Origin of the sequence: Aquimarina sp. BL5, from assembly GCF_003443675.1 — a bacterium.
GTDB lineage: Bacteria > Bacteroidota > Bacteroidia > Flavobacteriales > Flavobacteriaceae > Aquimarina.
The window spans coordinates 4321723-4344997 of record NZ_CP031963.1 but is presented as its reverse complement, the minus strand read 5'-3'; the positions used below and the strand labels follow the sequence as shown (position 1 = coordinate 4344997).

The 23275-nt window shown below is 32.0% G+C and carries 12 protein-coding genes; 8 read left to right on the top strand and 4 right to left on the bottom strand.

The window, feature by feature from the left end; genetic code table 11:
* Nucleotides 1-209: 209 nt before the first annotated feature.
* The 6 genes from D1818_RS17990 (at nucleotide 210) to D1818_RS17965 (ending at nucleotide 14170) form a co-directional block, all read left to right on the top strand.
* Nucleotides 210-3251: a two-component regulator propeller domain-containing protein gene (locus tag D1818_RS17990; RefSeq protein WP_118460390.1), complete on the top strand. Its 3042-nt coding sequence runs from the start codon at nucleotides 210-212 to the stop codon at nucleotides 3249-3251.
* Between the two features lie 8 nt (nucleotides 3252-3259).
* Nucleotides 3260-4009 carry a LytTR family DNA-binding domain-containing protein gene (locus D1818_RS17985; protein ID WP_118460388.1) on the top strand — a complete coding sequence of 250 codons (750 nt, stop codon included), beginning with the start codon at nucleotides 3260-3262 and terminating at the stop codon, nucleotides 4007-4009.
* Nucleotides 4010-4194: 185 nt separating this feature from the next.
* Entirely contained in the window at nucleotides 4195-5646 is a 1452-nt protein-coding gene (locus D1818_RS17980) for a S41 family peptidase (protein ID WP_118460386.1), read from the top strand.
* 293 nt (nucleotides 5647-5939) lie between these two features.
* Nucleotides 5940-6269, top strand: coding sequence for a hypothetical protein (locus tag D1818_RS17975; RefSeq protein ID WP_118460383.1), 330 nt, complete (start codon nucleotides 5940-5942; stop codon nucleotides 6267-6269).
* 410 nt (nucleotides 6270-6679) lie between these two features.
* Entirely contained in the window at nucleotides 6680-11983 is a 5304-nt protein-coding gene (locus D1818_RS17970) for a CHAT domain-containing protein (protein ID WP_118460381.1), read from the top strand.
* A 576-nt stretch (nucleotides 11984-12559) separates the two neighbouring features.
* Nucleotides 12560-14170: an isocitrate lyase gene (locus D1818_RS17965; protein WP_118460379.1), complete on the top strand. Its 1611-nt coding sequence runs from the start codon at nucleotides 12560-12562 to the stop codon at nucleotides 14168-14170.
* A gap of 163 nt (nucleotides 14171-14333) precedes the next feature.
* Here D1818_RS17965 and D1818_RS17960 read toward each other — a convergent pair whose 3' ends face one another.
* From D1818_RS17960 to D1818_RS17950, 3 genes are all read right to left on the bottom strand, one after another.
* Nucleotides 14334-14750 carry a response regulator gene (locus tag D1818_RS17960; protein WP_118460377.1) on the bottom strand — a complete coding sequence of 139 codons (417 nt, stop codon included), beginning with the start codon at nucleotides 14748-14750 and terminating at the stop codon, nucleotides 14334-14336.
* A gap of 34 nt (nucleotides 14751-14784) precedes the next feature.
* On the bottom strand, nucleotides 14785-15207 hold the full coding sequence (locus tag D1818_RS17955; RefSeq protein ID WP_118460375.1) for a response regulator: 423 nt from the start codon (nucleotides 15205-15207) through the stop codon (nucleotides 14785-14787).
* A gap of 61 nt (nucleotides 15208-15268) precedes the next feature.
* The gene (locus tag D1818_RS17950) at nucleotides 15269-15730 is read right to left on the bottom strand and encodes a hypothetical protein (protein WP_118460373.1); all 462 of its coding nucleotides are present in this window, start codon (nucleotides 15728-15730) and stop codon (nucleotides 15269-15271) included.
* 514 nt (nucleotides 15731-16244) lie between these two features.
* Between D1818_RS17950 and D1818_RS17945 the strand changes: the two genes are divergently transcribed.
* Nucleotides 16245-19790 carry a sensor histidine kinase gene (locus D1818_RS17945; RefSeq protein WP_158596857.1) on the top strand — a complete coding sequence of 1182 codons (3546 nt, stop codon included), beginning with the start codon at nucleotides 16245-16247 and terminating at the stop codon, nucleotides 19788-19790.
* 8 nt (nucleotides 19791-19798) lie between these two features.
* Nucleotides 19799-20953 (top strand): hybrid sensor histidine kinase/response regulator, encoded by a 1155-nt coding sequence (locus D1818_RS17940; protein WP_118460369.1) that lies wholly within the window; start codon nucleotides 19799-19801, stop codon nucleotides 20951-20953.
* Nucleotides 20954-21543: 590 nt separating this feature from the next.
* On the opposite strand, the gene D1818_RS17935 is transcribed toward D1818_RS17940, so the two are convergent.
* A complete protein-coding gene (locus D1818_RS17935) occupies nucleotides 21544-23088 on the bottom strand; it encodes an ATP-binding protein (protein WP_118460366.1) in 1545 nt (514 codons plus the stop codon).
* Nucleotides 23089-23275 lie beyond the last annotated feature (187 nt).

The following is a 23275-nucleotide window of genomic DNA, read 5'->3' as shown; positions in this document are numbered from 1 at the left end:
CACGATTCTATTAAGTTTTAAGGTTTTCTATTAAAAAATAAACCAATGTATACGGCAGGCGCGTCCAATTATTTCCAATTGTTTTTCCCAAAAAAACTGCCTGCTTGTATACGGTTTTACAGAACACATCTTTTTATCTAAGTATTTAATGGGTTTACAAAACAAAAAAAAGTCAGTTTGATTATATTTGTTATCAAACATTAGTTTTTATGAGCCCCAATTACTTTTCTTATTTACTCCTTATTTTTGCTATATGGATAAACTCTATCTATTTATTATCTGCACAAAATAATGGTTTAAGAGCATATACATTAGAAGATGGACTTCCTCAATCACAAGTATATGATATCATACAAGACGATATTGGTTATCTATGGCTAGGAACTCGAGGTGGAGGTCTAAGCAGGTTCAATGGAGAAGAATTTAAAACATGGAATGAAGATGATGGACTATTGTCTAACTATATTCATTCTTTGAACTTTGCCAATGATAGTTTGTTTATTGGCACTAGAAGAGGACTTTCTATTAAAACCAAAAAACAATTCCTCAATTTTGAAGGGTTACAGATAAATAAAATATTTAGAATTCATAATAAAGTATATCTTGCTACTAATATTGGGATTCATATATATACTCCTACTTCCGGATTAAAAAAAATACAATTAGACCCCAAAATAAATACTAGTATCGTAAATGATATTGTATTTGATGGTAAGCTATTCTGGATTGCTACCAATAAAGGTCTCTGGAAACTAAACAAAATTGAGAAAAGTGCCAGTATTATGGTAAGACATAGTGCTTATAACTTTACTACCGCACTATATCACAAAACAAAAGTATTTGCAGCTGCCATAAATCAAGGCGTCTTAGTTTTAAACACTAACGCAAAAAGCTATGGAAATAAATGGTTACAGGGGTCATTGAGTGTTAACAATATTGCCATTCTAGATACAGAATTATGGTTTTCTACCAACAATGATGGAATCACCATATTGGATGCTACTAATTATAGATTAAAGAAAAAAATAAACCGCAAAAACGGCTTAGCAGTTTCTAATATTAGAAAAAGTATTTTAGACCGTCAATCTAACATATGGATTGCCACATCAGGAGGAGGGTTTTATAAATATTCTCAAAACAACTTTACACACTACAATCAAGATACCGGATTAAAGGGAAATCGAGTATACGCGGTTCATACATTCAATGACGAAATTTGGGCCTCTAATTCAGAGTCAGGACTTATACGAATAGATAGTACAGGAATACATCAAATCAAACAAGATAAAAGATTATCTGATATAAAAATCAAAAGCATTACTAGTGATAACAGAGGGAATGTTTGGGCAGGTACAGAAGGAAAAGGTCTTTTATTAAAAGAAATTAAGGTTAAAGATAGTGTTATAGTTACTAACAAAAGATCTAGAAACCCTACAAAAGATACGATTTCTAAAAAAGTAATTAAGAACTATATCATCAACAAAAAACGCGGGCTATCTGGAGACTGGGTGAGATCAATACATATCTCTAATGACACTGTTTGGGCGGCTACCTATTCTTCTGGAATTACAAGATTTATATATGATTATAAAAAACATAAAGTAAGATCTGTACGAAGATTCTCTAAAAAACGAGGGATAAAAGATCTGGAGATCAAACATATGGCTTCTGACGGAAAAGGCAGAATATGGTATTCTACAGAAAATGGAAGTATTGGATTTATTAAAAAGAATAAAGTCACACATCATCGCAATGTTCTTGACCAAAAAATTGCAATTAATTCTTTTGTTTTTAAAAATAACAAACTGTACCTCGGAACCGCGGGACAAGGAATATGGTGGAGCAGTTTAGAAGGAGATCTTTCTTTCAAAAAATTAAATGGGGAAAAGAATTTATATTCTAACAATATATATCAAATGATTTTTGATGACGAAGAGAATCTATGGGTTGGAACCGAACGTGGTGTGGATCGCATAGAGATTAATCTTCTGAATCAAATCAAAGATGTACTTCATTTTGGAAGAAATGATGGTTTTTTAGGAATCGAAACATGTCTTAATGCGATTACAAAAGACACAGAAGGAAACTTATGGTTTGGTGCCATTTATGGATTAACTAAATATGAACCAGGAGAGATTGGTAAAGCCACCATTAAACCTGAAGTACATTTCGAAAATGTAGAAATAGCCTATCAGACACTAGATTCTATCAATCCAGATATATGGGCTAAAAATGATAATGTATTACAATTATCTCCAGAACAAACGGAACTATCCTTTAGTTATAAAACCATTGATTTAGATCATCCTAACGATATAGAGTATCGTTATAAGCTGAATAATACTGCCTGGAGTCCTTGGTCATCAGAAAAAAAACAAAATCTGGCAGGTTTGGCTTATGGAGCACATTCTTTCTCTGCTCAATCCAGAAATTATCGATGGGAAGAAAGCCAACCTATTACTTTCAAAATATTTATCGATAGTCCTATTTATGAAAAGTTTTGGTTTCAACTCGCCATGCTTGGAATTTTACTTTTGGTATTGACAATTATTACCTTGTTATATATCAGAAAAGAAAAAAGAAAAAATACCGAAGAACGGGAGAAGCTACAAATGCAGAACCATTTACTCTCTTTAGAACAAAAAGCATTGCGTCTACAAATGAATCCTCATTTTATTTTTAATGTTCTAAATGGTATCAAAGCTATGGGAACGAGTAACCCAACTAAAATGAACAGTACCATTAATACTTTTGCTACACTTCTTAGAGAAACTCTATATAATTCCAGAAAAGATCACATTACACTTGATCAGGAAATGAAGACACTAAAACATTATATAGAAGTAGAAAAACTAATGGCTAATAAGCCTTTTGAGTATACAATTTCTATAGACTCAGAATTTGATCCAGAAGAAGTTTTAATCCCACCGATGCTTATTCAACCTTTTGTAGAAAACGCAATACGACATGGTATCCTGAAAGGAAACAGAGATGGAAAATTAAAAGTATTTTTTGATACTGATGAAGAATTCTTACATTGTAAAATATTAGATAATGGATTGGGTATTTTTCAATCTCAAAAAGCAAAGACCAAAACTGATCACCAATCCATGGCTCTGACGGTAACTAGAGAAAGATTAGAATCAATCTCAGGAAAAGATGCGCTACAGATAAAAGAAATTCTAGAAGAAGATGCATCGGTAGCCGGAACCGAAATATCGTTCAGAATACCATTATTAACAGACTATTAATAACCACTATGCTAACAGCTATTATTGTAGAAGATATGCCAGATGCTCTTCAACTTTTAAAAAGTGATCTGGAAACCAATCATCCCGAAATAAAGATTATTGATACTGCTCGAAGTGTAGTAGAAGCAGCGAAGGCTTTACGAACTAATGAACCGGATATATTATTTCTGGACATTATGCTTGGTGATGGAACTGGATTTGATGTATTAGAAATATTTCCTGAATTAAAATCCAAAATCATTTTTGTTACTGCCAGTGATGAATATGCAATCAGAGCTTTTAAGTTTGCTGCCATAGATTATGTCTTGAAACCATATTCTAACGAAGAATTGGCACAAGCCGTTGATAAAGCGAAACAACAAATCCAACCCAATAAGGAACGTCTGGATATACTTAAAGACACTTTATCTGCTCCAGAACAAAAGCCTGACAAAATATCCTTACACACTTTGGATAAAATCATTATAGTAAGCCTTGATGATATTGTTCGTTGTGAGTCTGATAGCAACAACACCATCTTTTATCTACAAGATGGACAAAAAGTTTTTGTAACTAAGACATTGAAATATTTTGCAGACATGCTTAAAAATTATCAGTTCTTGCGAGTTCACCAAAGCCATTTGATCAACTTACAATGCATCAGCGCTTTTATAAAAGCCGATGGTGGTTATCTTATGCTTAAAAATGGTGAAAACGTACCTGTTTCTGTTCGTAAAAAAGTAGAAGTCATGGAAATTTTGGATAGTATGCACCGATAAAATTAAATACTAAAAATATTAATATGACAACCACTCAATTTTTCTTATTGGGTGGTTTTTCATTAATATAATTCTTAATCACATGTTGAAATCTACAATATGATTTTCAAAATAGAGTAACTGTTTGCAACAATCTTATTAGAAGTTGTGTCTCTATATTATCTTATTTGTAGAGGTTTATCTATATGGAAAACAAAAAACTTATAATCCTAATCTTACTTAATGTATTCATTATAGTAAATAGCAATGCGCAAGAAGAAACATTCTTTGACCCTCTAGAAAAGTTTTCTGCTGATAGCCTAAAAGTTTGGACAAAAGAACTTATGACAGGTGTAGAAAAAGGTCATCCTGGATTCTATAGATATACAACTAAAGAATCTTTTGATAGTATTATTGACGCTACTGTAAGCACAATAACAGATTCCTTAACATCTATCGCATATTATAGAAAACTCAAGCCTTTATTCGCTCAGATTGGTTGTCTTCACACTTCGGTAAATTTATCAGAAAACTACCATACGTATTTAGATGAAACTTACAAACTACTTCCTATAAACATATTCATAACTAAGAATAAAAGGATTTTCATTACTGAAAACCTTTCGAACAATAAAGAATTGCCCATAAAAAGTGAACTCATTACTATTAATGGTAAATCAAGCTATGAAATATTAGAAACATTATTAAACGCAATCCCCTCTGATGGTAACAATGAAACATTAAAAATACTTTTATTAAATCATCGTTTCTCATATTGGTATCAAAGTATGATTGAATGTGAGACTTCTTTTAACATTCAGGTGAAAATTAATGATAAAATTAAAACGTTTCAACTGGATGGTGTTGATAAGGAAACTTTTCCTTCATTTCTATCGCAAGAAGGTTCGGATGAAGAACAATTACATTTAGAAATTAAAAATGATGTTGCATTTTTAAAAATAGGATCTTTTGCCAAAACTACGATAAAGAAAAATGGTCAGAACTTCAGGAAATTTATAAAAAAATCTTTTAAAAACTTAAAAGATCAGGAAATCAACAAATTGGTTATTGATCTAAGATATAATGCTGGTGGAACAGATGGTAACGCTGTTTTTTTAGCAAGTCATTTTTTTAATAAACCTTTTAGATATTGGGAAAAGATAGAAGTAACAGAACATACAGCTGAGCAAATAACAGGAGTCAACCGGCTTTTTTATAAGAAACCTATAAAAGTTGGTGACACATACCATTGGCAAAAAGCCAAGCAAACCAATGAATTTGATTACTATGAGACTCAAAATCCCGCTAAGAACAACTATGAAGGAGATGTCTATATCATAACCAACGGTTTATGTATGTCCTCCTGTAGTGACTTTGTAGCAATTCTTGCAGAAAATAATATTGCTAAAATAGTGGGACAAGAAACAGGGGGTGGATTTCAGGGAAACACCAGCGGAATGATGCCTGAAATTCCAATACACGGTAATATGTCGATCACCATACCTTTACAAAAATATACTACTGCAGTAGACTCAAAAAAGAATTTTGGAAGAGGCGCAATTCCAGATTTCGCATTGTATCCCACTTTAGACGAATGGATCGCAAAAAAGGATATTGACATGGCATTTATTCTGAAGCATTTAAAAAAAAAAAGTTAAAGTGATCCTTCAGAAACAGGAATAGATTTTACGAATAGAACGAACGATTCTAAACACAATCATTATTACAAAACCAATCTTACTATCTATGTCTTACAACACATAATATTCAGAAAATATTAGAATATTCGCTACTAGTTTCGTCTTTTGCATATTGGATTGAATAATTGCAATCCTACAAAACACCTTAAGGGGAAACAACCCCTTAACAATCAGTTTTTTAACTCTTTCATCACTCCATAGCAAGGTTTACTTTTGTGACTACACAAAATTTAACTTTTAAACCAAACAAAATGGTAGTTTCACACAAAATTAAAGATTATAGCACCCTAATTATTAGTAATTATTCTGGAGGAAAACAAGTAGGCTTCTTATATCTATATGATCCAAGTAACAAATATTTGGGGTATTTTGGAATCATAAAGGACGGGCAAGTATTACCTCAAAATGTACAGCACGCCAACGGAATTCTTAATATATATTTCCACGAAGCTGAGATGGAAACATTACTTGATACTCTAAGAAACGAAGATCCTGTATATGTGAAGTTTCATACTACACTAAAATGGGGATCTCTTAGTACTGGCAAGGAACCTGTAGGTGAAGGAGAAGATACTCCATAAACAAAAAACACTAAGTAGTAAGATGTGATGTTAACGTTTAGTAAGAACCATCACATATTTTCTAACACCACATCTTATCAGCTTAATTAGTAATTGATTATCAGTTATTTAAAAAATTAATTTAAGGGAATTTTTACAATTAAACTGTAGACTCTTAACTTATTTTAATTAATTTTATAATACTTAGCGTGTACCACCTATCATCTTAGTAAGATTACCTCGTTTTTAAACATCAGATTTGAAAACGGTTTTTTTATTTCTATCCATTTAAAAAAACAACATTATGGGATTAATAATTGCTTAGAAATTCTCGGATGACGAAGAATCTACCCTGTTTACAACTACCCCAGTCAAGATAGTATTTCGATAGTATCGATTTAAACAAAGATTATAATGACAACTTCTGTATTATGACAAAAACGGCAAAACTCTTCGGAAAAAAAATAGATACAAATAAGATGTCTCATTTATTACCTGAGCATCTAAAAGGAACATACGAATTAGGAAATTGTATAGAAGTATCAGCTACTCGTTCAAGTAATGAAGCTATCAAGATTGATGTTGACGATACAGATGTATTAGCAATTCAGTTTACGGATAAAACAGAGTGGATCGGTCATCTAGAAGATATTCAGGAAATCTATGATACAAAAACACAGTCAAGTCGTTCTGCGGGAAAAGAAGATTATGTATTCGAACCTTTTATACTATCCAAAGAAACTTCAAGAGGAAGCATAAAACAAGCCGCTATTAAGCTATTCAGTGTTTTCAAACCAAAAAACACAGCTGCAACAGCAATAAAAGTACTAGGAGCGCAATATGACAAAAAAGTGCAGCCCGAACCTGGTCTTTATTATCTGGATGCCAATATGGAGCGTAGACCTTATGATATAGAAGATCATAAAAACGGCAAATATCTATTGTTACTACATGGAACACTGTCCACGTCTCAACAAGCGTTTGGAGAACTTATAGGAAATGGAGTTTGGCAAGAATTGGTAGGAATATACAAAGATAGAATTATAGCCTTAGAACATGAGACGCTTTCTAAAAGCCCGTTAGATAACGCTTTGACTTTTCTTAATAACACTCCTAAAAACTGCGAAATAGACATACTAAGTCATTCTAGAGGAGGTCTGGTTGCTGATATTTTGGCAAAATGTGATTATCGCAATCGATCTAATGGTACTATTGGATTTAATGAGGAAGAACTTAACATTGTTAGAAAAAACAATAAATCCCTAACCAAAACCATAGCAGAAATTAATAAAAAAGCTGAGGCGCATCGCCTCTATGTAAACAAAGTGGTGAGAGTAGCTTCGCCATCTAGCGGTACCACAATCTTATCTCGCAGGGTAGATCATTTTTTTAATTTATTACTGAATGCTATATCCTTAGGTTTAGGAATTAATAACCCTCTATATGGAATTGTTAAATCCTTTCTTTTAGAATTACTCGCCCAAAAAGAAGATCCCGATGTATTGCCAGGACTTAATAGTATGATGCCAGAATCGGCTTTTCAGCAAATGATGAACAGCGGAATCACTAAGGTTCAGAGTGAATTGTATTGTATAGCAGGAGACGCTGAGGTTGGTGGATTCAATTTTGAGTCTTTGAAAGTCATTTTAGCCAATTTATTTTATTTTTCGCCTAATGATTTGGTAGTAGACACACAACGCATGTATCATGGTATTCAGCGTAATCAAGGAATGTTTATTTATGAATCTCAAAATAGTGATACCAATCATTTTAAATATTTTTCGAATCCTGACACTTCTCAGGCAATAGTAGAAGCTTTGTCTGTTTCTGAAAAAACATATACTTCATTATTTAAGAAAAAGATACATGTAGAAGGAGATCGAGGCGTTTTACTGAAGTGGTTCTCCATGAAAAGTGTTAGCTATAAACCTACCACTTATGAAAGAGATGTCGTTATCATTATTCCTGGTATTATGGGATCTGCACTTGCTGAAGGTGAGGAAGAACTATGGATACAGTTTAAAAAAATAAAAAATGGAGCAATAGCAACTCAATTAAACATTAGTAATGACGACATAAGACCTTCTGGAGTTATTGAGAAATATTATGACGATTTTGCACAATACTTAAATACCAAATATGATGTTGTTACGCTAGAGTTCGATTGGCGTCTTTCGATATCTAAAGCAGCCGATGAACTAAAAAAAATTATAGATGAGGTTTCTAACGCTTCAAAAGAGTTAAATGTTCATATCGTGGCGCATTCTATGGGCGGTCTTGTTGTGAGACAATGCATGATGCAACACCTAGAATTCTGGAAAGATTATCAAAAAAATAATCAAAACAAATTTATTATGCTCGGAACGCCCTGGTTAGGTTCTTATTTAATCATGGAAGTTCTTACTGGACATAGTGGTAGAGTTAAGCAACTTGCCATGTTAGATTTTAAACATAATAGAAAAGAATTACTACGTATATTTTGGAAATACAAAGGAGTATTTGAGTTACTACCTATTGAATCCACAGAAAATCGCCCTTTTTGGCAGTCAAAGTTTTGGGAAGAACTAAAAGAAGATGCCAAAATAGATACTATGCCTAACCCCAAAAACAATCAACCATCACTCCATCACTTCGAAAAATACAGAGACGAAGTATTATCTTTTTTACAAGAGATTTATAGTAAAGATGACTTCTTTAAAAACATTTATTATATCTGTGGTAAGGATGATCGCACTGTATTTGATTATAGATTAGGAAACAGAACTTTTTCGAGTAAAAAGAAACTTATCTATAAATCTACCTCGAGAGGAGACGGAAGCGTAACCTGGGATACCGGAATTCCAAAACCACTTATCGGAAGTAAAAATCTTTATTATGCTAATGCAACTCACGGCAGTCTTGCCGATGAAGAAGAGGTATTTAAAGGGGTTGGAGATATTTTAGAAACAGGAAGTACTACAGCATTAATGACTACAGAATCCTCTCTTAGAAGTGAAGAAATTATTACCGAAGGAGAAGAATACCCAGTTCCACTATTTGACTCTGATGAAGTATTCAATACCATCTTTGGAGGCAGAAAAGTAACCCGTAAAATCGAACCTAGTGAATTAAGAGTAGATGTCATACACGGAGATTTAAAAGCATCATCATTTCCTGTTATGGTAGGACACTTTTTTATGGACTTGATTTTAAGTGCGGAAAAAGCGTTGGATAGTTATCTGGGAGGTAGACTTTCTCAGAGGATGGGAATTGGTTATTATCCTGGTAAAATTGGTGAAAGCGAAGTGTTTTTTAATCTTCTGACAAAACCTAAAGGAGCAGTTATTTGTGGATTAGGTGTGCCTGATGAACTCACTTCTTTTCTTTTAGCAAAAACTGTAAATCTTGCCGTCAGAAAATATGCCATGTTCATGAGAGATAATTACACGCTGCCCAGAGCAAAGCAGTATTCTAAAGGACTTTCTTTTGTAATGATCGGTATTGGATACGGTAAACTTTCGATAGAACAATCGATCAAAGGAATTCTTCTTGGAGTAACTCAAGCAAATAATTACATCAAAAAAACCAATCACGGTTTGAGGCCTATTGAAAATGTAGAGATCGTGAACTACTATCAATCACTCTCTAGTCAGGCATATTTTTGTTTAAATCGAATTCAAAAACAAGATGAACGAATTAAGTTTAAGCTAAATCCCAAAATCATACGAGTACCTGGAGCAAAAAGACGTCATTTAATAGAAGAAGATCAATATACCAGATGGTCCAACTTGCATATTGCATGTGTGGGGGGAAATAGACTAGAAGTATCCACAAGTAACAATCAAGCTCGAGTCGAAAAAAAGACCACAGGAATTGGAATTCGCCTCGTAAAGCATCTCCTGGATAAAGATATATTAGAATCTTCATGGAATAAAAAGTTATCAAAGACCCTTTTCGAAATGCTGATTCCTAATGATTTTAAGAATATATTCAGGGATCAAAATAGTATGGTAGTAAAGCTAGATAAATGTGCTGCGCAGATTCCCTGGGAATTATTACATGATAGTTATATCGATAAAATGCCAGCTTCCGTAATGGCAGGTTTTATTAGACAGTTAATTACTAAAGATAGTTATCAAGTCGAAAACGCAAAACTAAATAACAACAATGTGTTAGTCGTTGGGGATCCATTATACAATAGGGATGACTTAAAACCCCTTATGGCTGCAAAAATAGAAGCAGAATGGGTTGTTGATCGCATGAGGTTTAATAGTTATAAACCCAACCCGGTAATACGTATGGAAGCTTCGGATATTTTAAAAGAATTATTTAATCATGAATACAAAATGCTCCATTTTGCAGGTCACGGTGTTTATCATCCAGAAAAAGGAGAAGTAGGAATAGCTATAGGTGGCAATCTATTTATTGATCCTGGAATGATAAAACAACTCAGTACAGTCCCAGAGTTTGTATTTATAAACTGTTGCTACTCTGGAGCGTTGAATGCAGAGGATGACAAGTATTATAAATCCAGATATAGTTTAGCCGCAGACGTGGGAACACAACTTATCGAAATGGGTGTTAAAGCAATCGTAATCTCCGGATGGGCAGTTAATGATGCAGCAGCAAAAACTTTTGCTGAAACATTTTACAACAATATGTTTATGGGGTATAATTTTGGTCAATCCGTTCAGAAAGCCCGCATGAGTTGTTATCAGAATCACTCAACGACCAATACTTGGGGGGCTTATCAATGTTATGGAAATCCATTTTATAAGTTCAATAATAATCAAGGTAGTCAACACGAAGGATTAGAATACGTAATCTCAGACCAGATTCATACAGATATGGATAATTTGCTAGTAGCCATAAGAGACCAAGAACATCATACGTCTGTAACATTAGAAAAACTAGATAACTATCTCCATAAAGCCCGTAAAGCAGATCTACTGGATGCAGTAGTTATAGAGAAAGAAGCTTTGATTTATGACGAATTGGGAATGGAAAACATAGCGCTTTCAAAATTTAAAGAGTTGTTTTTAATACCCAATGGAAATTTTTCTATTCGTGCGCTTCAGCACTATTGTACCATAAAATCGTATCATCTGACCTCGGAGAGTGTCGAAGGCGATTTAAATGAAATAAAAAAATTATGCCTGCTTGGGCGTAATCCAAAACGGTTAAACATTGTAGCTAATTCTTTTAAAATGGCTTCTTTACTTTTTAAGGATACTCCCAAAAAACAAATAGAATCCTTAGAAAAGGCTTTTTCATTATATACGGAAGCTTTTGAAATGGCTTCTGGTGATATTGACGATGGCGATTATCTTGATGCCATTACCAATTTAATTTTCTTAGGTTATATTTTAGAACTAAGAAAAAACAAAACACTTATTGATCGATTAAGCAATATTAAAACGCTTCAGCAAGTAAGTAACGTAAAAGATTATCTATTACAATTACAAGATAAATTACGAAATATGAATACTGTAAATTTTGATGTATCGATTCAAATAGGTATCACAGAAACTCAATATAGTTTGATGTTACTGAATAATGATTTCAAGGTTGATCCTAAAATAGATATTATAAAAACCTATCAAAACGTATTTCAACTATTATACAGTCCTCGTTATATAAATATTGAGATTAGACAAATTGATTTTTTATTGCATTATATGGAGAATGAAACTCTTCTAAAACAATTAAAATCAATTCAGACAGAAATACGAAAAATGTTACATCGGGATAGGTGATTGAATCTTTAACAAATTAGATTTTTTTAGAATAAACTAATCCTGTGAATACTTTTTTACAGGATTTTTTACATCTCTTAAAATAATTTATTAAAAAATAATCAAAAAAAAACAGATATCTTCAAAATAAAAAACACATAAAAAAACAAATGTAAATTATTGATATTTAATGTTTTATATAAATAAAATTCTTTTTTCTATTTAGACTAAAACGATTAAAACGTTTTCTTGCGGAAACAATCTTTTTTATTTTTTTATTAATTTTAGCGAACGTTCGCTTTTTTTATCAAAAACTTTTTTATAATATTGTCCTGTAATTAATTTATGATAACAGTTAGTAAATCATATTACAAAAAAGAAGAATCTGGTAGATGCTACTATGTAGCAATTGGAATTCGAATTATTAATAAAACAAAAATCTAAGAAGATGAAATCTCAAGTAAAAACTAAAACACTGGTTACCAATTGGGCTATTAATAACACGATTGACTACAATTCGTACGTCTACAGCCCACAAAAACCAAACAACTCTAAATAAAGACTTTATCCTTAAAATAAAATATAAAACATTACATTATGACTACTTATAATTCGGCACTTGATACAGTACGTACATTAAAAACGAAATACGGAAATACCTGGGCAACCATAAGCCCAGAAAATGCTGCACGTATTGCTGTACAAAATAGATTTAAAACCGGACTAGATATCGCTAAATATACTGCGGCTATCATGCGAAAAGATATGGCCGCATATGATGTCAATAGCGTAAATTACACACAATCATTAGGTTGCTGGCACGGTTTTGTTGCCCAACAAAAAATGATCGCGGTAAAAAAGCATAAAGGCACAACCGATAAAACATACTTATACCTTTCCGGTTGGATGGTAGCTGCTTTACGCTCTGAGTTAGGGCCTTTACCAGATCAATCCATGCACGAAAAAACTTCAGTTCCTAAGTTAATTGAAGAAATATATACCTTTTTACGTCAGGCTGATGCCGTAGAACTGAATGACCTATTTCGTCGTCTGGATGCTGGAGAAGATGTTCAGGCAGAGATCGATAATTTTGAAACCCACGTTGTACCTATCATTGCTGATATTGACGCAGGTTTTGGTAACGAAGAAGCTACATATCTTTTAGCTAAAAAAATGATTGAAGCTGGTGCTTGTGCTCTTCAGATCGAAAATCAAGTATCCGATGCTAAGCAATGTGGTCATCAGGATGGTAAAGTAACCGTGCCACATGAAGATTTTATCGCGAAGCTAAATGCGCTTCGATATGCTTTCTTAGAGCTAGGCGTAGAAGAAGGTGTAATTGTTGCCAGAACAGATTCTGAAGGTGCTGGTTTAACACAAAAACTACCAGTATCTCAAGAGGAAGGCGACTTAGCATCGCAGTATATGGATTTTGTGGAAGCAGAAGAAGTTCTTATAGATGGGGTGAATGAAAATGATGTATTATTTAAGCGCGATGGTAAATTAGTTCGCCCTTCTAGAATGCCAAACGGTTTGTATAAATTTAAAGAAGGCTCTAATATTGATCGTGTAGTATTAGACTGTATTACAAGTTTAGAGAATGGTGCAGATTTATTATGGATAGAAACTCCAACCCCAAATGTGAAGCAAATTGCACATATGGTAAATCGCGTAAAAGAAAAGGTGCCTAATGCAAAATTGGTATATAACAATTCTCCATCTTTCAATTGGACAATTAACTTCCGCCAACAAGCATTCGATCTTATGGTAGAACAAGGTGAAGATACATCTGCCTATAACCGTTCTAAACTTATGGATGCTAAATATGATGGTACCGAATTATCAAACCGAGCTGATGAAATGATTAGAATGTTCCAAGCAGAGGCATCTCGTGATGCTGGCGTGTTTCATCACCTGATTACATTACCAACATATCACACTACCGCATTACATATGAATGATCTTGTAGAAGGTTATTTTGGTGACGAGGGAATGTTAGCGTATGTAGATTCTGTTCAACGTCAAGAAATACGAAAAGGTGTATCTTGTGTAAAACACCAACGTATGGCAGGTTCTGACCTGGGAGATGATCATAAAACCTTCTTTGCAGGGGAAAAAGCTTTAAAAGCTGGTGGTGAGAAAAACACCAGTAATCAATTCGAAATTAAAACAAGTACCAAAGAACCAGAACTGGTTTTAGATAAATAAGACTCACATTTGAGTTATGCAGAAAGGTGACCTATAATAGGGTCACCTTTTTTGTTTTAACAATGTCCATACTCTTAATATATATACTATAAACTAACATCTAAAGACTTTCGCTTCTATCGAACGTACTTTCCAATTGTTCCAAACTTGGTCAAATCATACATCAACATACTTCACATTTGTTAACTATAGAGTTTTCTTGATACTTAGCAGCTAAATCCATTACAATATTGTTAGTAAGCATTTTCCCAATACTTCCTTTTATATTAGGAATAGTACTAATTAGATCTTTCTTTTCTTCGGATAATTCCGCTCCAATCATTAAAATGATCATAACATCCTTATATTGCTTTTGTAGCTTACTAAATCCCTCTAAAAACTCCCATCCATCCATTATAGGCATATTAATATCCAATAGGATTAGATCAGGAATATAAAAAGAATTCAAAATTTGCAAAGCCTCTTCTCCATTCTTAGCAATTTGTATTTCTTCTGATATAGAATTTTTTTCTATGATTACTTTATTAAAAAAGTTGGTAGATGGGCTATCATCAACAAGTAAAAATTTTAGTTTTTTCATAAGTTTCTAGGGGATATATAGTTTAAAATTAAGTTTACCTCGCAATTTTGTATGAAAAGTGTTTTTCTATGATTTGATCAATAACATCATTTGATAACGGTTTATTAATAAAGTCATAGATCAATTCATTTTTTAGGGCTTTTTCTATATCGTTAGGATCATTAGAAGTAGAAAGCATTATTATTTTTATATCCTGGATTACATCTTTTTCTAAATTTGCAAATTCATCCAAAAAATCCCAACCATTCATAAAAGGCATATTGATATCTAAAAAAATTAATTCTGGTTTTACATGTAGTTTATTATTCAAATTCTTTAGATACTCTAGGGCATTTTTTGCTTCTCGAACTACTTTTACATTTTTAAAAGCTTTGTGCTTCAATAGCATATGTTTGTTATAGAAATTCGTTGCTATATCATCATCAATTAATAATGAGCAGGTAACAATATCGTTCATTTAATGTAGGTTTTAAGAGAGAAAAAAAGGGCTGTATTTTACTAGACTAGGATATTATTTTTTAGAAACCAGCATATTGAGTAGAATTAGTGAAAATTTCTGAAAAACCGTGATAATCATTTAAAACTTCAATACTCAGATATTCTAGTATAGGATAATTTACTTTGTTATACATTGAAGTATAATCATCTAATCTGAAATTTAGAAGTTTAGCCTCTACCCAATCCTTTTTCCGCTTTTTGATTTGTGTTTTTGTAATAGATCCATCTTGAATTCTATTATTATTTTCTGACAGTTTATCTGTTAATTCTTTAGCACGTATAATCATGGATTTATACTCCGCTAATGCGTACATCAGAGTATATTCTTTGGACACAATAATTTCTTTAGGTATATACTGCTGTTTTGTTTCAAGTTGTTCTAAGGTTCCTATTTCTGAAAAATAAATTTCCTCATTTTGAGAATGTAGAACGGTAAAATTTACAAAAAACAAAATCATTGCAATTTTCTTAATAGTCTTCATATAATAATATTGTTTATAATTCTGGTCCGAAATTAGATTCGAAACCCTAAAAAGGCAATTCCAACAAAATATCCAAACACTTTTCTTCGTCAAAAAACCACTTTTTCGGATAAAGTGCATATTATTTATAATTGACTAAATTATTTATTATCAATTGTTTAACGAATGAAAAATATCAATTACGGCTGCACCTCATGTTTAGTGATAAATAGCCATAAAACTTCAGGTATTATTAATTTATAAAACCGATATATACATTAGATTCGTTAATCCTTTTTCTTTATTTGATTTTATAAACTCCCAATTTCGCTTCTAGAATGGAGAAAATAACTTATTTTAAACTTTATAATCAAGGTTTTATCACCAAACAGGTCTCTATTATTTTTTATGCAGAATTATCGTTAATATATTATATTCAAAAAAAAAGAACTATACTGTGCATAGTTAGAGAGTCATTAAAAAAGAATATACATATAGGAATCGTATGATATATAGTAGCGATATAACATCAACAATGAAAATACCTTATTTCGGAAAAAGTTATGTATTTGGTATTATTGATGTAAGAAAATACATTTGGTGTGTAATGCTACTTCTTACAAGTTTAACTATATCGTCTCAAAAAAAATCTCAAAAATTCATTCACTATGGAAAGCAAGACGGTCTTAATCAAAGTAGTGTAAATTTCATTTATCAAGATTCTCAAGATTACCTATGGATTGCAAATTTTGGAGGAATTAACAGCTTTGATGGTTATAATTTCACTTCTTACATAAATGAATTTAACGATGAAAATTCGATTTCGGATAATTCAGTTTGGACAATTTTAGAAAAAACAAATAAGACCCTCTGGTTTGGAACAAAAGCCGGGTTAAGTAAATATAATCGTAAGACTGGTAACTTTATCAATTACTTCATTCGAGACAATAAAAAATCATCTAGTACGCTAGCCGTCAAAGCTCTTTTTGAAGATAAAAACGGGAGGTTTTATATTGGATCAGAAGGGGAAGGACTCTATACATTTTCTGATGAAAATAAGACATTTAACTTGGTTGATCTTATTCCTGATACTGCCAAAATAAGTGCTATTTCCGAAGATATTTATAATAATTTATGGATAGGTACAGAGAATTTAGGGCTTTTCAAAATTTCATCTGACAGATCCGATGTAGTTCATTTTCTCCAAACAGACTCTTTTTTAAGCGAAGTCATATGGAGTCTATATTCTGATGAAAAAGGCAATACCTGGATAGGTACTGACAAAGACGGTTTAGTACGATATGATGAAGCTAATAGATCTTTTATTTTTTATAAAAATCAATCAGACAGTCTTAACTACAAAGCAGGTGATAAAATAAAAACGATCACAAAATTTGAAGATGTTCTCTGGGTTGGTAGTGCTACTGAAGGATTATCCTATTTTTCATATAAGGAAAATCGATTTTTTAATTATGTAAAAGACCCATACAATCCTAATTCATTATTTGACAATGATGTAAGCAGCATATTTCCAGGAGCTAATGGTGTATTGTATGTTGGTTTTTATACCAAAGGATTTGACAAAGTAGTTTCAACTCCTTTTCGAACATTAAAACATAATCCCAAAAACGACAATACACTAAGTGATGATAACGTGTATTGTATGTATCTGGATCATCAAGATATCCTTTGGTTTGGTACTTTTGGAGGTGGACTTAATTCCTATAATCCAAAAACAAATCAATTTAAACACTATAAACACAATAAAGAGGATGTAAACACAATAAGTCACGATTGGGTGCGAATTATTTATGAAGACAGTAATAATACTATGTGGATTGGCACCTGGGGAGGTGGATTAAATAAGTTTGATAAAAAAACCGGTGTTTTCAAACGTTATTTGCCAAAACCTGGAAAAACTAATAGTTTAAATCATAATATTATTACAGCCTTATTTGAAGATAATGATGGTGAATTATGGATTGGAACCTACGGTGGTGGAATCAATATTTATCAACCAAAAACGGATGATTTTAAGTCTATAATTCATGATAAAAATGACCCAAACTCTCTAAGCGATGATCATATTACTTCTTTTTATCAAGATAAAAATGGTTTAATATGGATTTGCACTTATGGCGGTGGTCTTAATGCTTATGATAAAACTACAAATACATTTGAAAGATTTCTACCCAATCCGGAACAAGAATACAGCCTAAATAATTATAAGACACTGCATATTTATGATGTAACTAATGAAGATTTCTTTTGGGTTACTACACTAGGAGGCGGAATCAATAAGTTCTATTATAAGGAAAATAAATTTCTTAACTACACCGAAAAAGATGGACTCTCTAATAACTCAACCATGGGTATGTTACTGGATACTTTTCAAAATTATTGGATAAGCTCTAATAACGGGCTATCCCGTTTTGATCCGGTTAAAGAAACTTTTATCAATTACACTACCCTTGATGGATTAGGTAGCGATGATTATAATTTAGAGGCATTTGCCAAAACAGATGACGGAACGTTATATTTTGGAGGCAAGGAAGGCGTAACCTATTTCAATCCAAAAGATGTAGGTTCTCAAAGCAATTTCCCAAGAGTTGCATTCACAAATATCAAAATAGAAGATAGTGCACAAGCTACTTCTCCTAAAAAATTAGAAATTCCGTATAAAAAGCGCATAACTATTGAATATGCAGCGCTGAATCCAGATAAAGCAGCTAATATTAGATATGCATATCAGCTTATTGGCAGGGATGAGGACTGGAATTTTGTAGGCAAAAACAGGTATTTAGAATTCACCAACTTGATTCCTGGAGATTATGAGTTAAGAATAAAATCTACCAACAGCGACCAAATATGGGATACGCAATACGCTAGTGTTTCTATATACATTCCTGCCCCTTGGTACATGAACTGGTATTATAGAGGGATCGCTATTTTCGTGTTTTTATTATCCGGGTATATTTATTATTGGATGAAAATAAATCAAGCCAAACGTCGTAATAAGTTATTAGAAGAAAAAGTAGAACAAAGAACCATAACTATACATCAAAAAAACATAGCCCTAAAAAGCGAAAAGGAAAAAACAGAGGATGCTTATAAACAATTAAAAAAGTTAGAACTATTTAAAAATGAGTTTACTGGTATGTTAGCTCATGATCTTAAAAACCCATTAGTGACTATTTTAGGCTACTCTTCAGAGCATTCTTCTAATACAGATTTAGAAAGCATTAATAAATCAGGTAAAAAAATGCTTCACCTAATAGAAAATATGCTGGAAGTTCAAAAGTTCGAAAATGCCGAAGTAAAACTTGACCTGGAGAAGAGCAATCTTAAAAGCATAGGAGTTGAAGCCCTAAAGCAGGTTAAGATTCTTGCCGATGAAAAAAGAATTCAAATCCATAATACGATTAAAGAAGAATATACCGTACATGTGGATAGACATATTATTGAGCGTGTTTTTGTGAATCTATTGTCTAATGCAATTAAATTTTCTCCTACTGATAGTGAAATCGAAATTTTAGGAGACATAAATGAAAACAATTCTGATGAAATCATTGTTTGTATTAAAGATTATGGAGCAGGAATACCGGTACTTAAACTACAATCCATCTTTGCCAAATTCTCACAAGCTGAAGCCAGAGATTCTGGTGGTACTCGTTCTACTGGCTTAGGACTTACTTTCTGTAAAATGGCTATAGAAGCTCATAAAGGTACTATCTGGGTAACATCAGAAATTGACAAAGGGAGTTCATTCTATTTCAACCTTCCTAAACTAGAGGATAAGATTTTAGTTGAAAATATAGGGGAAACTGAAAGTAGTAATTATAGGAGTCCTCTATATACTTTAAAATTTCAAGAAGAAGACTTAATTTTGTTTCATCCATTTACAGAAAAAATTAATACCTTAACCATTTATGAAACAGGCGAATGGTTTGATATTTTTGATCATTTAGAAGAAACAGAAAATATTAAACGATGGAAGCAAATGATGATGGAAACCCTTACTAGTTTTGATGAAAATGCTTTTTCTTATCTTAAGGAATTAGTTGTAAAGACAATAGTATAAATACCTATATGGAATATTCTATATTGGTCGTAGATGACCAACCTGATAATATCAAATACATAAGTCTGTTATTAAAAGAGATGGAATTAGGAAAAAAGATATACTCTGCTCCTAATGGAAAAATAGCTCTTGGATTAGCAGAAAAAATTACACCTGATATAATTTTATCAGACTGGGAGATGCCAGAAATGAATGGTTTAGAATTGCTGAAAGCATTAAAACAATCAGCTAAAACAAAAGATATTCCTTTTATAATGATTTCTGCAGTAAAGGTCGATGCAGTATCAATGAAGGAAAGTTTTGACGCAGGTGTCCATGATTATCTAAAAAAACCTTTTGACAAGCTTGAATTTATGGCACGAGTAAGTGCTACTTTAAAACTACAAGGTGCTTATCTAAAAATTAAAAAAAATAATGATGAGATAGCAAACCAAGCACTTTTAATTTCGAAACAACACGAAGAGCTTAAAAAACTTAATAAACTAAAGGATAATATTTTTTCAATTATATCTCATGATGTTAGATCACCGTTGGCTACACTAGATGGGCTTTTACAATTATTTGATGACGATCAACATATCCTTAGCGAAGAAGAATTAAGAGAATATACGGGTGTTGTCCGACTAGAACTAAATAAAGTACAAACACTATTAGATAATTTGCTGTATTGGGCAAAATCTCAATTAGCAAATATGCAGGATACCAAATCTAATGTAGATGTTTATGAAATTACTCAGGAAGTATTAAGTTTATTTGAAGAAAGGACTAAAAAGAAGAAACTAAACCTCCATAATAATATAGATCCTGATTATGTTATTTATGCAGACAAGAATATGTTATCCTTTGTAATTAGAAACTTACTTGCCAATGCTGTTAAATACACCTTAGATGAAGGAATTATTACTATAAATGCAGAGTTTTTGATGGATTCTGTTAAGGTGTCAATCAAAGACAATGGTATAGGAATGCGTAGCGAAACATTAGAGAATTTATTTAAAGATAGAACGGTGGACACGCAAACCGGAACATCAGGAGAAATGGGTACAGGGCTAGGTCTTGTTCTATGTAAGGATCTAATTGAACAGAGTGGCGGTTCCATATCCGTAAAAAGTGTATCAGGAGAAGGCAGTGAGTTCATTTTTATAATTCCTTACAACACGTAAAGAATTTCTAAAATTAATGTATCAATAAATAAGCCCTACAACAACAAAAGAACCTATATCATTATATTACAATGATTTACATTTACACCACCTCCTAAAAAAACACAAACCTGCACTTTATCGGATAAAGTGTATTTCATCGATTTTTTATTTTTAAATTTAATCTAAAAATATGAATACTAGGTAGTTCAAGCTAGTTTCGTCCTCAACGAAAAAGAAATATTTAATTTTTAATATCTCTAAACTTAATTGATTGTCAGTTTATTAATTCAGTGATACTAATAATTTTTTATTTAATTTAAAACACACAAGTATGAAAATTTTTTACGGAATCTTGGTCGTAGACCTAAAAGCATTTAAAAAATTTATTTCTCAATTGCCTGCGGCAAGTAGTAACGCGATACATCGATAGATTATTACTTTATTACAAAAAAATACTTATCCATTTTTGATTTAAGTATAAAGAATAGAGTGTAAAAAAAGGAAGTTTTAATGTATAAAAAATCTTTTTTTACACTCTATTATTATTTAATAGCGTATTCGCTAAACATTTGTTAGCGTAAATAAATAAACCCTTTTCTGAATCTATGTTAGTCGATATTACGAGATATGTGCTTGTAGATCTTGTTAAGGAGATCTTCTTGTATAAACGGTTTATTGATAAAGTCGTCCATACCAGATCTAAGGCATTTTTCCCTTTCTCCCTTTGCATTCTGAGCAGTAAATCCGATTATTGGGATTCGTGATACATCCTTATCACTATAGTTGTTTCGGATCTTGCGAGTAGCCGTATACCCATTCATTGGGGACATCATAAGATCCATTAATATAATATCGTATTTCTTTTTTTCAATACATTTTAGTGCTTCTTTACCGTTCGTGGCAGTATCGACAAAAAAACTTCCGTGAGAAATTAATAATTTCATCACTAAATATTGATTTACCTGTTTATCCTCAACCAATAAAACCCTAAATTTTCTACCAATTTCTGGAAGCTTATATTTTTTAATTTTCTTTGTATGTTGAGTGTCTACTATTTCGGTTTTAAAAGGAAGATTAAGGCTAAATGAACTCCCTTCATTGATATTGCTGATTACTTTAATAGTTCCATCCATCAGGTCAACTAAATTCTTAACAATCGTTAAACCTAATCCAGTTCCAGTAACCTGCTTGTCCTCGTGGAATCTGGTAAACCTATCAAATATGAATTCTAAGTTTTCCTGAGAGATGCCCTCCCCTGTATCCGATACAGTAAAGTTAACACTAAGTTTATTATGCTTTTTATAATTTCTGGTTACTTTAAGACTTATCTTACCTTCTTTTGTGTATCTAAAGGCATTATTAAGAAGATTAAGAAGTATCTGTTGTACCCTTATAGGATCACCAATAAGTTCTTGTGGTAAGTTTTTATCCAGGTAAACTTCAAAATCAATATCTTTTTCTTTTGCTAAATGCGTATATCTTTCTTTAATTTCATCTATAAGTTTTGTAAAATCAAAGCTTTCTTTTTTGATTTCTAAAGTGCCTGCTTCAATTTTTGAAACATCCAGCATATCCGTAATAATAGACTCCAGATATTTACTTTCTCTTTTTATAATACCAAGCATTTCTTCTTGATCAAAACTTAGTTTGGTTTTTTCCAAAAGCTCAGTGAAACCAATAATACCAGTTAAAGGTGTTTTAATTTGATGATTGATATTGGCAATAAGACTGTTTTTAAATTCTTCTTTTTGCTCTAAAAACTGATGTTTTAGCTCTAACTCTCTATTAATAATCTTAGTCTCTTTCTTCTGTTGTACAATCTTAGTAAGCTCCTGGTATTTTTTTGTGTATTCAAAAATAGCCACTAGTATTTCTGTAGGTTCAAAACTTACAGTTACATCGCATATTTTAACATTGGATGATTCTTCAAAATGGATGCAAGGAAAAGTGTGTTCCTTATCGATGCTATTCGGGTTTTTCTGTAATTCTTTTAAAACTCCAAAAAAAGGATGTTTATCAAAAATGGAGCTTCCTTCTTCCCAATCAAATAATACTGCGTCTGTTTGTTTTATGACTCCATCAAAAGAGACTGCAATAATCTGCATATTCTTTTGAAACTTTAGCCTATATTCTTGATTAAGTATAGATCCCATATCATCTTAAATCATTTGCTTTTAACCTAATGTGTAAAGACCGTCTTACGTTGTGCTATAAAAAGCGTGTTTAGACCAACCAATATTCTGGAGATAATAAACTTCTTGCTAGGGGTCATTTAAATATAACACTTTTATGACCATCATCCAATTGATCTATAAATAAGAATATGTATTAAATTTTCTC

Coding starts and splice junctions, on each gene's coding strand:
- D1818_RS17990 (WP_118460390.1), top strand. CDS start 210: ATGAGCCCCAATTACTTTTCTTATTTACTCCTTATTTTTGCTATATGG.
- D1818_RS17985 (WP_118460388.1), top strand. CDS start 3,260: ATGCTAACAGCTATTATTGTAGAAGATATGCCAGATGCTCTTCAACTT.
- D1818_RS17980 (WP_118460386.1), top strand. CDS start 4,195: ATGGAAAACAAAAAACTTATAATCCTAATCTTACTTAATGTATTCATT.
- D1818_RS17975 (WP_118460383.1), top strand. CDS start 5,940: ATGGTAGTTTCACACAAAATTAAAGATTATAGCACCCTAATTATTAGT.
- D1818_RS17970 (WP_118460381.1), top strand. CDS start 6,680: ATGACAAAAACGGCAAAACTCTTCGGAAAAAAAATAGATACAAATAAG.
- D1818_RS17965 (WP_118460379.1), top strand. CDS start 12,560: ATGACTACTTATAATTCGGCACTTGATACAGTACGTACATTAAAAACG.
- D1818_RS17960 (WP_118460377.1), bottom strand. CDS start 14,750: ATGAAAAAACTAAAATTTTTACTTGTTGATGATAGCCCATCTACCAAC.
- D1818_RS17955 (WP_118460375.1), bottom strand. CDS start 15,207: ATGAACGATATTGTTACCTGCTCATTATTAATTGATGATGATATAGCA.
- D1818_RS17950 (WP_118460373.1), bottom strand. CDS start 15,730: ATGAAGACTATTAAGAAAATTGCAATGATTTTGTTTTTTGTAAATTTT.
- D1818_RS17945 (WP_158596857.1), top strand. CDS start 16,245: ATGAAAATACCTTATTTCGGAAAAAGTTATGTATTTGGTATTATTGAT.
- D1818_RS17940 (WP_118460369.1), top strand. CDS start 19,799: ATGGAATATTCTATATTGGTCGTAGATGACCAACCTGATAATATCAAA.
- D1818_RS17935 (WP_118460366.1), bottom strand. CDS start 23,088: ATGGGATCTATACTTAATCAAGAATATAGGCTAAAGTTTCAAAAGAAT.